Genomic DNA, 12,130 nt, shown 5'->3' on the forward strand with positions numbered 1-12,130 from the left:
TTAGTTGCGGCTGACGCCTGCTTCTCTCACGATAAGTATAACGTTCTACTAAAACGTTCTACTTACAATAACAGCGCCAAAAGAGCGCACTTTCGGGGGAGATCAGCATGAGTCTGATATCAGGGTTTGTTAAATCGTTGTCTAAATTGTCGATGATCGGCCGCGCCTTAATGCTGCCCATCTCGCTGCTACCCGCTGCAGGCTTGTTGCTGGCCTTCGGTGATAAATTCCACTTACCGCTGATGATGAACGCAGGCGGGGTTATTTTTGACAACCTGCCGATGCTTTTTGCTATCGGCTCGGCGGTTGGGCTGGCATCAGAATCCGGCATTGCGGCACTGTCGGCGGCGGTGTCCGTATTTGTCACCAATATTACTATCGGCACGATGCTAAGCATTACGCCGGAGATGGCCTCGCAGGGCGGTAAATACGCGATGGTGGTCGGCATTCCGACACTGCAAATGGGCGTCTTCGGTGGGCTTATCTGCGGCATTCTGGCCTCCTGGTGCTACAACCGTTTCCACACCATGCAACTGCCGGAATTCCTCGGGTTCTTCTCCGGTAAGCGCTTTGTCGCCATCGCCACCGCATTCCTATCGTTTATCCTTGGCCTGCTGCTGCCCTATGTCTGGCAACATATCCAGGCGGGAATCGATGCGCTGTCGATTATCGTCAATGGCGATAACCAGGCCGCCTCAACCTTTATTTTTGGTCTGGTCGAACGCGCGTTGATCCCGCTTGGTCTGCACCATATCTGGTATCCGTCATTCTGGTATTCGTTTGGCGATTACACCACCCAGGCGGGCCAGGTTATCCATGGCGACCAGACTATCTGGTTCAAAATGCTGGAAGAAGGCACCAAAACCTTTAGCAGCGACACCTACCAGAATGCCGGTAAATTTATGCAAGGCGAGTTTCCGCTGATGCTGTTTGCACTGCCTGCGGCTTGTCTGGCGATGTACCATGAAGCGCATACTCGCAATAAAAAAATAGCTTTCGGGATCCTGTTCTCTGCGGCATTGACCTGCTTCCTGACGGGGATCACCGAGCCTGTCGAATTTACCTTTATCTTCGTGGCGCCGATCCTCTACGTCTTTAACGCCATCATGGCTGGTCTGGCGTACATGACCATGTACTTGCTGCATGCGCATATCGCCAAATCGTTCTCCGCCGGGTTTATCGACTATCTCTCTTTCGGTATTCTGCCGTCGTTTAACGGCTACCAGACCAACTTTTTGAATGCGGTTATCGTCGGTATTCCGATGGCGCTGATTTACTACTTCACCTTCCGCTTCGTGATCCGCCGTTTTGATGTAAAAACGCCAGGACGAACCGAAGTCACAGCCACTGCGGATGATAAAACGGATAGCGAACTGGCCACCGAAATCATCAGCATGCTGGGCGGCGCAGAGAACATCGACTCTGTCGGATCCTGCATCACCCGTCTGCGCCTGGAAGTGACGAAGAGTGACAAGGTGGATAAAGATGGTCTTAATGGACTGGGCGCGCGCGGCGTGGTGTTCGTCGGTGATAGCGGCATTCAGGTTATTTTCGGCGCGAGGGCACAATTTATCGCCCAGACCATGTCCACAATGATCGGCAAATAATAAGATAGCGGCCTGATGCGTCTCCGGGTATTACCGGGAGACGCTGTGGTATCAGGCTGATTATCGTGAAATTTCAGGGAGCGGGTTTGAAGAGAGTCAGCATCATTGATGTCGCAAAACAGGCCGGCGTATCGGTCTCAACCGTTTCGCTGGTGCTACGCCAGAAAGGGAAAATCTCAAATGCGACCATCGATAAAGTCCATGCGGCGATCGATGCGCTCGGTTATGTTCACAACGTTGCTGCCGCCAACCTGCGTGCCAACACCTCTAATCTTATCGGGCTGATCCTGCGTGATTTCAGCGACAGCTTCTCCATCAAAGTGATGGCCAGCATCGTTCAGGAGCTGGAAAAACAGGGCTATATGGTCTTCCTCGGGCAACCGCTGAATGACGGCGAGCACCTGGAACGCTGCCTGCTCTCTTTCAAACAACAAGGTGTCGCGGGTGTGATTTATCTCGCCTCCGATACGCGAAGCACTACCCTGCCTGCGCAAATCCGTGAATGCCCTCTCCCGTTGGTCGTGGTATCCCAGACTCTGCTCGATGAGCCGTGTAATCTGGTGATGCGCGATAACCGCCAGGCGGCAAATCTCGCCACGCGTTATCTGATTGAGCGCGGCCACCGAAATATCGCCTATATTGGCGGTATCGAAGGCGACCTGATCCGCCAGCAGCGCTTGTCAGGGTTTCGCAGTGCCATGGCGCAATATGGGTTGGTTCTGCGTGAAGAGTCCACCCCGGCTTGTAGCGATGACACCCGGGCGGCAGGCTATGCTGTCCGAGAATTACTGGAAAAAAACAGCACCATTACGGCCCTGCTCTGCCACTCCCCGGACGCCATGATCGGCTCCATTTCGGGTATTCACCAGACCGGTCATACGGTCGGTAAAGATGTGTTCCTGTCGCAGCAGGTGGCGCTGGTCGGCTTCGAAGATATGCTGCATGTGAACCTCACCTCCCCTTCGTTTACCTATGTCTCGTCCGCCAGCGAGGAGACCGGGCGTCAGGCGGCCGGGCTAATAATGCGGAAGCTGAAAGAGCCGACGCTGCAAACGCAGCGGATTACGCTCTCTGGTCAGTTAATCGCGCGGGAATCGGCATAAAAAGCGCTGAAATGCGGGCACGCTTATAACGGCAGAAGATTCAGATAACACCGCACTCATTTTGCCTGACGACAGCGCTATAATTCCCTTTTTGCTCAGAGACATACCCCATGCCAACGATTGTCACCCATGCTGCCGTTCCCCTTTGCCTTGGATTAGGCCTCGGCAGCAAAGTTATTCCACGCGGTTTATTACTGGCGGGTATTGGCCTGGCCATGCTACCGGACGCCGACGTACTGGCGTTTAAATTTGGTATTGCCTACGGCAATGTGTTCGGTCATCGCGGGTTTACACACTCCTTGCTGTTTGCCTTCGTGGTGCCACTGCTGGTGACGTGGCTGGGGCGAAAATGGTTTAAAGCCAGTCTGTTGCGCTGTTGGGCATTTCTGACAGTATCGCTGCTGTCGCACAGTTTGCTGGATTCTATAACCACCGGGGGTAAAGGCGTTGGCTGGCTATGGCCCTGGTCAGATGAACGTTTCTTTGCGCCGTGGCAGGTGATTAAAGTCGCGCCTTTCGCGTTATCACGCTACAACACGCCGTACGGGCATCAGGTGATTATCTCAGAATTGCTGTGGGTGTGGCTGCCGGGGGCGGTGGTGATGGGATTGTTGTGGTGGCGCAGGCGTTAACAGGCCGGATAAGACGCTAACGCTTATCCGGCCTGTTTATTCTCTGTTACTTACGACGCCAGGTGGTCCCTTGCGGGCCATCTTCCAGCACGATACCCATCTCATTAAGACGGTCGCGCGCCGCATCCGCCGCCGCCCAGTCTTTTGCTTTACGCGCATCCAGACGCTGCTGAATTAACTGTTCGATTTCGGCAACTTCGCCATCATCCGCCTGCGCACCGCTTTGCAGGAACAGATCCGGATCCTGCTCCAGCAAGCCCAGCACGCCGGACAATTTACGCAGATGCGCCGCCAGCGCGTTTGCCGCATGCGCATCTTCTGTTTTCAGGCGGTTAACGTCACGCGCCATATCAAACAGCACGGAGTAGGCTTCCGGCGTGTTAAAGTCATCGTTCATCGCTTCGATAAAGCGGGCTTCAAATGCCTCGCCGCCTTCCGCCGCGACCGACGTATCCGTACCACGCAACGCGGTGTACAGACGCTCCAGCGCGGAACGCGCCTGCTTAAGATTCTCTTCGCTGTAGTTAAGCTGGCTACGGTAGTGACCCGACATCAGGAAGTAACGGATGGTTTCGGCATCGTAGTACTTCAGCACATCGCGCACGGTAAAGAAGTTACCCAGCGATTTCGACATCTTCTCGCGGTCAACCATCACCATGCCGGAGTGCATCCAGTAATTGACGTATTCGCCATCGTGGGCGCAGGTCGACTGGGCAATTTCGTTTTCATGGTGCGGGAACATCAGGTCAGAGCCGCCGCCGTGAATGTCAAAGTGCGAACCCAGTTGTTTGCAGTTCATCGCTGAACACTCAATATGCCAGCCCGGACGCCCTTCACCCCACGGTGACTGCCAGCTCGGCTCACCCGGCTTGGACATTTTCCACAATACGAAATCCATCGGGTTGCGCTTCACTTCCGCTACTTCAACGCGCGCGCCGGCCTGCAATTGATCCAGATCCTGCCGGGAAAGCTGACCATACGTCGGGTCGGTCGGCACAGAGAACATCACATCGCCATTATCCGCGACATACGCGTGACCGCGCTCAAGCAGACGTTCAGTAATCTCAATAATTTCGTGGATATGGTGCGTCGCGCGAGGTTCGTTGTCCGGACGCAGAATATTCAGCGCGTCAAAATCCTTATGCATCTCGACGATCATGCGATCGACCAACGCCACAAAGCTTTCGCCGTTTTCATTAGCGCGCTTAATGATTTTGTCATCAATGTCGGTGATATTGCGCACGTACTTCAGCTGATAGCCGAGAAAACGCAAATAGCGGGCGACCACGTCAAACGCAACAAACGTACGGCCATGGCCGATATGACAGAGATCGTAAACAGTAATACCACACACGTACATGCCGACTTCCCCGGCATGAATAGGTTTGAATTCCTCTTTTTGGCGCGTCAGTGTATTAAAGATTTTTAACATCGAAGATTCCATGTAGACGTGTGTGGAGCGAAAGCTGCATATATTACCCGTAATTCAAACCCGAAGCAGCACACTTTGCAAGGTGATCCAACCTGCCGGTTATGCTATAACAAGCGACTATCTCTGGCCCATTGCCGGGTCTACGCACCACACTATCAGAACAGGATGCAATAATGGTTACTTTCCACACTAATCACGGCGACATCGTAATCAAAACGTTTGATGACAAAGCGCCTGAAACAGTTAAAAACTTCCTGGACTACTGCCGTGAAGGTTTCTACAACAACACCATTTTCCACCGTGTTATTAATGGCTTTATGATCCAGGGCGGCGGTTTTGAACCGGGCATGAATCAGAAAGCAACAAAAGACACCATTAAAAACGAAGCCAACAACGGCCTGAAAAACACCCGCGGTACGCTGGCAATGGCGCGTACTCAGGCGCCGCACTCAGCCACCGCGCAGTTCTTCATCAACGTGGTCGACAACGACTTCCTGAACTTCAGCGGCGAAAGCCTGCAGGGTTGGGGCTACTGCGTGTTTGCCGAAGTGGTTGAAGGCATGGACGTTGTGGACAAAATCAAAGCGGTCGCCACCGGTCGCAGCGGTATGCATCAGGATGTACCGAAAGAAGACGTGCTCGTTGAAAGCGTGACCGTTAGCGAGTAATTCGTGGCGACACTCTTTATCGCAGATTTACACCTGCAAACAGAAGAACCGGCGATCACCGCCGGTTTTCTGCGTTTTCTGGCGGGAGAAGCGCGGAAGGCGGATGCACTCTATATCCTGGGCGATCTGTTTGAGGCCTGGATCGGCGACGACGACCCCACCCCGCTACACCAGCAAATCGCGCAAGCAATTAAATCCCTCGTCGGCAGTGGCGTACCCTGCTACTTCATCCACGGCAACCGTGATTTTTTGCTCGGTAAACGCTTTGCCCGTGCCAGCGGCATGCAACTTCTGCCGCAAGAACAGGTGCTGACGCTGTATGGCCGCAACGTGTTGATTATGCATGGCGATACGTTATGCACCGACGATGCCGGTTATCAGGCATTTCGCGCCAAAGTCCACCAGCCCTGGTTACAGGCGCTGTTTCTCGCCTTGCCGCTGTTTATCCGCCGCCGTATTGCCCGGAAAATGCGGGCTAACAGCCGCGCCGCCAACAGCAGCAAATCGCTGGAGATCATGGATGTCAATCCACAAGCAGTCGTCGAGACGATGGAAAAACACCGCGTTCAGTGGCTGATCCATGGTCATACTCATCGTCCGTACATTCATACCCTGACGGCAAATAACGCGCCGGCTTTTCGCGCGGTATTAGGGGCCTGGCACAGCGAAGGGTCAATGGTGCGGGTAAGCGAGAGTGACGTGGAATTGATCCCTTTCCCTTTCTGATTTTGGCTGCGTAGAACGGCGAGAGATCCGCGAAACATCGCTACGCAACCGTTTTCCTTGACCGTTTTACATGCTATTCTCTGTGCCCTCTTATGTAGTCTGAAGCACACCCACAGGAGTTTTGAGACGCATGTCTTCAAGCAACCAACCGGCGCGCATCGCCATTGTTATGGGCTCGAAAAGCGACTGGGCAACCATGCAGTTCGCCGCAGAAATCCTCGATACCCTGAACGTCCCGCACCATGTTGAAATCGTCTCTGCACACCGCACCCCGGATAAACTGTTCAGCTTCGCCGAAAACGCGGAGAACAACGGTTATCAGGTGATCATTGCCGGCGCTGGCGGCGCAGCGCATCTGCCGGGAATGATCGCGGCAAAAACGCTGGTTCCCGTGCTGGGTGTGCCGGTACAAAGCGCGGCGTTAAGCGGCGTGGACAGTCTCTACTCCATAGTACAAATGCCACGCGGTATTCCGGTGGGCACGCTGGCGATTGGTAAAGCAGGCGCAGCCAATGCTGCTCTGCTGGCGGCGCAGATTCTGGCGCAGCACGACGCCGCGCTGCATCAGCGTCTGGCGGACTGGCGTAAAGCGCAGACCGATGAGGTGCTGGATAACCCGGACCCGCGAGGTGCGGCATGAAACAGGTCTGCGTATTAGGCAATGGTCAGCTCGGGCGCATGTTACGCCAGGCGGGAGAACCGCTCAGCATTGCGGTCTGGCCCGTCGGGCTGGATGCCGATCCGCAAGCGGTGCCGTTTCAGCACAGTGTGATTACGGCGGAAATCGAGCGCTGGCCGGAAACGGCTCTGACCCGCGAACTGGAACGCCACCCGGCATTCGTCAACCGTGATGTTTTTCCGGTGATTGCCGATCGCCTCACGCAAAAACAACTCTTCGATAAACTCTCGCTGGCAACAGCGCCATGGCAGTTGCTGGCGGAAAAAAGCGAATGGCCTGCGGTTTTCGCCCGCCTTGGTGAGCTGGCGATTGTAAAACGCCGCGTGGGCGGTTACGACGGTCGCGGGCAGTGGCGCTTACGTGCGGAAGAGACCGACCAGTTGCCGGATGAGTGCTATGGCGAGTGCATCGTCGAGCAGGGCATTCATTTCCTCGGGGAAGTGTCGCTGGTTGGCGCGCGCGCCCATGATGGCAGCACCGTGTTTTACCCACTGACGCATAACCTGCACCAGGATGGGATCCTGCGCGCAAGCGTAGCGTTCCCGCAGCCCAACGCAGCGCAGCAAAAACAGGCGGAAGCCATGTTGTCGGCGATTATGCATGAACTGAACTACGTCGGCGTGATGGCAATGGAGTGCTTCGTCACCCCGTCAGGTTTATTGATTAATGAGCTGGCGCCGCGCGTGCATAACAGCGGCCACTGGACGCAAAACGGCGCATCAATCAGTCAGTTTGAGCTGCATCTGCGCGCCGTGGTGGATTTGCCGCTGCCGCCGCCGGTAGTGAACAGCCCTTCGGTGATGATCAACCTGATTGGCAGCGATCTGAACTACAACTGGCTGAAACTGCCGCTGGTGCATTTACACTGGTACGACAAAGAAGTGCGGCCGGGGCGCAAAGTGGGCCACCTGAATCTGAACGATACCGATACCGCCCGCCTGAGCGCGACGCTGGAAGCGCTGGTTCCTCTGTTGCCGCCGGAATATGCCAGCGGCATTGCCTGGGCGCAGTCAACTCTGTCATAACGGCGGGTTTGCTCATCTGCAAGCCGGATGAGGCAACGCCGCCATCCGGCAAAAATGCCCGCTGGCGATTACGCTGAGCGGGCCTTAATGCAAGATGCTGTATTAATGGCGATCGCGTTTATCGGCGCGTTTCGCCAGCCAGTCTCCCAGCACCTGCACCACCTGCACCAGAATAATCAGCGCCACCACCGTGACGATCATCACCTGCGTTTCGTAGCGGTAATAGCCGTAGCGAATCGCCAGATCGCCCACACCACCGCCGCCGACAATCCCCGCCATCGCCGAATAGCCAATCAGGCTGACCAGCGTAATCGTCAGACCACGCAGTAACCCGGCGCTGGCTTCCGGCAGCAACACGGTACAGATAATGCGTAACGGGCTGGCGCCAAAAGCCTCCGCCGCCTCAATAATGCCTTTATCCACTTCGCGCAGCGCACTGTCCACCAGACGGGCATAGAACGCTATCGCCGCCACTGACAGCGGTACCGACGCCGCAATCGGCCCGATGGTATTCCCCAACAGAAACTGCGTTAACGGCAGCAACAGCACCAGCAGGATCACGAACGGTACCGAGCGGATCACATTCACCAGCACAGAGCTCGCCAGGTAAACCACCCGGTTTTGCCAGAACAGATGCCTGTCGGTGACGAATATCAGGAAACCGAGCGGCAAGCCGCCAATGATTGCCAGCACCGTTGAGATACTCAGCATCTGGAAGGTTTCGCCAAAGGCCAGGCTCAGGTCGGCCACTAAATCATCCACGGATCACCTCCACCTGTGCGGTACGGTTGCGAATATAGTCCACGGCCTCGCTCACGACGGCCGGGTTGTCCGCAGACGTTAATTGAACCACTAAGATCCCCAGCGCTTTCTCACCGATGTACTCGATTTTGCCGTGCAGGATATTGACCGCCACGCCAAATTTCACCGCCGCATCGGAAAGCACCGGCTGCTCGGCGGAATCGCCAATAAACAGGATCTTCAGTAGCTGCCCCGGCAGATGCTGCCGCAGGCGTTCCGGCAGGGTTAAATTGAGCGTGTGCGACACCAGTTGCTGCGTAAAAGCATGTTGCGGGTGAGAAAAGAGATCAAACACCTCCCCTTCTTCCACAACCTTGCCGCCGGACATGACCGCCACCCGATCGCAGATCGATTTGATCACATTCATCTCATGGGTGATCAGCACGATGGTAATACCTAACTGTTGGTTGATCTGCTTCAGTAACGCCAGAATGGTGGCGGACGTTTCCAGATCCAGCGCCGAAGTCGGCTCATCGCAGAGCAGCACATCCGGATGGTTGGCAATGGCGCGGGCAATGCCAACACGCTGTTTCTGCCCACCGCTAAGCTGCACGGGGTAGCGGTTCGCTTTATCGCTCAAACCGACCAGCTCAAGGATTTCCGCCACGCGCGGGGCGATCTTCGCGCGCTCCCAGCCCGCCGCTTTCAGGCTGAAGGCCACGTTCTGCGCCACGGTGCGGGTATGCATCAGGTTAAAATGCTGAAAAATCATACCAATACGCTGACGCGCCTGACGCAGCGTCGTGCCCTGAAGCGCAGAAATCGCCACGCCATTGATTTTTACGCTGCCCTGACTCGGCCGCTGTAACGCATTCAGCGTGCGTAGCAGCGTACTTTTGCCCGCGCCGCTGGTGCCGACAATGCCGAAGATCTCACCCGGCGCAATACGCAACGTCACATCGTCCACCGCCCGGGTGGTTGCCGTCGCGCCACGGCTTGCGGGAAAGTCCACGCAAACCTTTTCTATTTCAATCATGTAAACCTCAAACGGCAAAAGGCAGGCCGTAGCCTGCCCGTAAACTCAACCTGATGGTTATTTTTTGTCGGCGACAGCCATCCATTCGGGTTTCTGGAAAGCGGTAAAGATGTTTTTCGGATCGTCGATCACCGCGCGATACGCGGGCGATTTCACCACTTCGACGATGTCTTTGGCGAAGGGTTTGTCCGCATCTTCGGTGCGCACGGCAATAATGTTTTTCAGGTTCTCATCCAGATGCTCTTGCTTCAGCGCTGAAGCGAGATCCATTCCGGCGGCAATGGCGAAATTACCGTTGACCAGTGATGCCGTCGCGCTGTCCAGCGTACGCGGCAGTTGCGCCGCTTCCAGCGGTTTAAACACCAGCCCTTTCGGGTTGCCGGCAATATCCCGCTCGGAGGCTTTGGTCGGGTCGATATTCTCTTTGAGGGTAATAAGATTGAGCGATTGCAGGAAACGCAGTCCGCGCGCCAGATTAGTCGGGTCATTGGACAGCGTCACAATGTCGCCCTTTTTCAACTCATCCAGACTTTTGATTTTGTGGGAATAAAAACCCATCCCTGCCGTCGGCACTGCCAGCAGTTTGGTCAGTTTCAGGCCCTTATCGGCAGTGAATTTATCGAAATAGAGGCTGTGCTGGAACAGGTTGGCGTCGATGCTGCCATTCGACAGCGCCATATTAGGCTGCACATAATCGCTGAATTCGCGCACCACAACGTTATAGCCTTTCTCTTTCAGCGATGGCGCAATCGCCTGTTTGACCATATCGCCATACGGCCCCGGCGCAACGCCGAACACAATGGTGTGCGGATCGCTGCTGGCATGAGCAAACGGTAAACCACATACCAGAAGTAATGCGCCGACGAGGGCGCGCAAACTGAGACGACGTCTCATAAATTCTCCCTAACGAGTTGGTCTGCTGTGTGACGCGGCGTGCAATGCGGCGCGTTCCATTTTCACCCTGTGAATAAGGCTGTCGACTAAGATGGCACAAACGCAACGCGGCGGTAATTGAAAAAAATTCAACTTGCTGTGAACTATGTCACTGAATGGCGGGGAGATCATGGCGAGGTAAAACAATGAAGCATAACGAAAAGCCCTACCCTGAGCAGGGTGCTGGCACTCTCGTTATGCTTTTTATCGCTAAGCATTGCCGGATTTTAACGAAGCCATCCGGCAAATACCCGTCGACTTATCAGAAGTCGTAACGCAGACGAACGATGTTCATATCGCCCAGAGCTTTGTCGGTGCTGTTGGTGAACACGTGTTCGTAATCCACACGGAAACCGTAATCCAGCTGAACGGTCACACCCAGACCGTTGTCGATACGTTGATAGTAACGACCGGTGGTGTATTTCAGACGGTCGCCCATCACGTACGGCTGGACATATTTAAGCCCGTACTGGCCCACCGGGATTTTGTAACCTGCATAATATTCAATACCCCACGCGTCGCCCGCGAAGTAGTCATGAACATTTTTCTGACCGGTGGTGAGGAAGTTTTCGTACCAGCCGCCGCCGAAGGAGAAGGTCCAGTTATCCGGCGTCCAGCTCAGCGCTGTACCGTAGATGTTCTGGCTGTAAGAATCGGTATCGCCACTGCTGCTGTTACGCACGTTGGCTTTGGTGTAGTTCCACGCCGTACCCCATGTCAGGTTTTTGGCCAGGTGGTAATCAACGCCCAGTGAACCGCCGCCATTACGTTTGTAACGCACGCTGTTTTTCAGCAGCAGATCGGTATCTTCGAACAGGTAGGATGCGTAAAGATCAGCGTCACCGAAGCTATTCTTGTATTTCAGCATTTTGCGTGAACGATAAGAACCGTCGTAATCGCCTTTCACACCGTTACCCGATGCCTGGGCTTTCATATCGTAGTCCCAGACGTCAGTTTTCGCACCGACCACATCGTAGTACACGCTGTTCTGCTGACCGAAGGTCATGGTACCCCAGGTCTTACTTTTCAGACCGGTGTACAACATACGGCGGGACGTATAGTTGCTGCCTTCAGCATAATGGCTGTCCCAGTCGAACACCGCCGGAACGTTGACACCCAGTTCGTAGTAGCTGATCCAGCTAATATCATCAAACAGGTAGTAATCCGCAGCAAAACGGAAGCGCGTGCCGCCGTCATACCCGTTACGTTTGTAGGATGTTTTGTCCATGTCACCCATCGCGTTATCAAACTGCGCGCGGATAGACCCACCTACGGTGAAATTCAAACGACTCAGCGGATCGCCCGCTTTTGGATCCTGTTTCAGGACGGTGATTTCCGCCTGGCTTGCAAAAGACATCAATGCCACTGCGGCGCCGATGGCTGTCGCCACGGCAGTTGTTTTTATTTTCATGTTTTTCCCTTGAGATAGACACTGCTAAATAATTTTTAGCATGCAGATACTATCTGTAATAAACGGAACGTTTATAGGGATTTTTTAATGATTTGTGCTACTAAATATTTGATGTGTAAATGTTTACACATGGAAAT

The 12,130-nt window shown here is 54.6% G+C and carries 12 protein-coding genes; 7 read left to right on the forward strand and 5 right to left on the reverse strand.

Annotated elements, in window-relative coordinates:
- The first annotated feature begins 107 nt into the window (after positions 1–107).
- From N7922_RS18635 to N7922_RS18645, 3 genes are all read left to right on the forward strand, one after another.
- Entirely contained in the window at positions 108–1,607 is a 1,500-nt protein-coding gene (locus N7922_RS18635) for a PTS transporter subunit EIIC (protein WP_263097720.1), read from the forward strand.
- Between the two features lie 86 nt (positions 1,608–1,693).
- Positions 1,694–2,710 (forward strand): Mal regulon transcriptional regulator MalI, encoded by a 1,017-nt coding sequence (gene malI, locus N7922_RS18640; protein ID WP_263097721.1) that lies wholly within the window; start codon positions 1,694–1,696, stop codon positions 2,708–2,710.
- 110 nt (positions 2,711–2,820) lie between these two features.
- Entirely contained in the window at positions 2,821–3,342 is a 522-nt protein-coding gene (locus N7922_RS18645; protein WP_263097722.1) for a metal-dependent hydrolase, read from the forward strand.
- Between the two features lie 46 nt (positions 3,343–3,388).
- Here the strand turns inward: N7922_RS18645 and cysS are convergent, their stop codons facing one another.
- Positions 3,389–4,774, reverse strand: coding sequence for a cysteine--tRNA ligase (gene cysS, locus N7922_RS18650; RefSeq protein ID WP_263097723.1), 1,386 nt, complete (start codon positions 4,772–4,774; stop codon positions 3,389–3,391).
- Between the two features lie 173 nt (positions 4,775–4,947).
- Between cysS and ppiB the strand changes: the two genes are divergently transcribed.
- From ppiB to purK, 4 genes are all read left to right on the forward strand, one after another.
- Positions 4,948–5,442 (forward strand): peptidylprolyl isomerase B, encoded by a 495-nt coding sequence (ppiB, locus tag N7922_RS18655; protein ID WP_263097724.1) that lies wholly within the window; start codon positions 4,948–4,950, stop codon positions 5,440–5,442.
- A 3-nt stretch (positions 5,443–5,445) separates the two neighbouring features.
- Positions 5,446–6,168 (forward strand): UDP-2,3-diacylglucosamine diphosphatase, encoded by a 723-nt coding sequence (gene lpxH / locus N7922_RS18660; RefSeq protein WP_263097725.1) that lies wholly within the window; start codon positions 5,446–5,448, stop codon positions 6,166–6,168.
- A gap of 130 nt (positions 6,169–6,298) precedes the next feature.
- Entirely contained in the window at positions 6,299–6,808 is a 510-nt protein-coding gene (purE, locus tag N7922_RS18665) for a 5-(carboxyamino)imidazole ribonucleotide mutase (RefSeq protein WP_263097726.1), read from the forward strand.
- On the forward strand, positions 6,805–7,872 hold the full coding sequence (gene purK / locus N7922_RS18670) for a 5-(carboxyamino)imidazole ribonucleotide synthase (protein ID WP_263097727.1): 1,068 nt from the start codon (positions 6,805–6,807) through the stop codon (positions 7,870–7,872). Before purE ends, purK begins: the two co-directional genes overlap by 4 nt.
- Before the next feature lie 102 nt (positions 7,873–7,974).
- Here purK and N7922_RS18675 read toward each other — a convergent pair whose 3' ends face one another.
- From N7922_RS18675 to N7922_RS18690, 4 genes are all read right to left on the reverse strand, one after another.
- Positions 7,975–8,634: a methionine ABC transporter permease gene (locus N7922_RS18675; protein ID WP_263097728.1), complete on the reverse strand. Its 660-nt coding sequence runs from the start codon at positions 8,632–8,634 to the stop codon at positions 7,975–7,977.
- Positions 8,627–9,649 carry a virulence-associated ABC transporter ATP-binding protein SfbB gene (gene sfbB, locus N7922_RS18680; RefSeq protein WP_263097729.1) on the reverse strand — a complete coding sequence of 341 codons (1,023 nt, stop codon included), beginning with the start codon at positions 9,647–9,649 and terminating at the stop codon, positions 8,627–8,629. Before sfbB ends, N7922_RS18675 begins: the two co-directional genes overlap by 8 nt.
- A gap of 57 nt (positions 9,650–9,706) precedes the next feature.
- The gene (locus N7922_RS18685) at positions 9,707–10,543 is read right to left on the reverse strand and encodes a MetQ/NlpA family ABC transporter substrate-binding protein (protein WP_263097730.1); all 837 of its coding nucleotides are present in this window, start codon (positions 10,541–10,543) and stop codon (positions 9,707–9,709) included.
- A gap of 301 nt (positions 10,544–10,844) precedes the next feature.
- Complete coding sequence (locus tag N7922_RS18690; RefSeq protein WP_263097731.1) at positions 10,845–11,993, reverse strand: porin; 1,149 nt, start codon at positions 11,991–11,993, stop codon at positions 10,845–10,847.
- Positions 11,994–12,130: the final 137 nt, after the last annotated feature.

Source organism: Kosakonia sp. ML.JS2a, from assembly GCF_025642095.1.
In the GTDB taxonomy this organism is placed as follows: Bacteria; Pseudomonadota; Gammaproteobacteria; order Enterobacterales; family Enterobacteriaceae.

Bases quoted from the DNA above. Each gene is read 5' to 3' on its own strand.
- N7922_RS18635 (WP_263097720.1), top strand. From the start codon at position 108: ATGAGTCTGATATCAGGGTTTGTTAAATCGTTGTCTAAATTGTCGATG.
- N7922_RS18645 (WP_263097722.1), top strand. From the start codon at position 2,821: ATGCCAACGATTGTCACCCATGCTGCCGTTCCCCTTTGCCTTGGATTA.
- cysS (WP_263097723.1), bottom strand. From the start codon at position 4,774: ATGTTAAAAATCTTTAATACACTGACGCGCCAAAAAGAGGAATTCAAA.
- ppiB (WP_263097724.1), top strand. From the start codon at position 4,948: ATGGTTACTTTCCACACTAATCACGGCGACATCGTAATCAAAACGTTT.
- purE (WP_263097726.1), top strand. From the start codon at position 6,299: ATGTCTTCAAGCAACCAACCGGCGCGCATCGCCATTGTTATGGGCTCG.
- purK (WP_263097727.1), top strand. From the start codon at position 6,805: ATGAAACAGGTCTGCGTATTAGGCAATGGTCAGCTCGGGCGCATGTTA.
- sfbB (WP_263097729.1), bottom strand. From the start codon at position 9,649: ATGATTGAAATAGAAAAGGTTTGCGTGGACTTTCCCGCAAGCCGTGGC.
- N7922_RS18685 (WP_263097730.1), bottom strand. From the start codon at position 10,543: ATGAGACGTCGTCTCAGTTTGCGCGCCCTCGTCGGCGCATTACTTCTG.
- N7922_RS18690 (WP_263097731.1), bottom strand. From the start codon at position 11,993: ATGAAAATAAAAACAACTGCCGTGGCGACAGCCATCGGCGCCGCAGTG.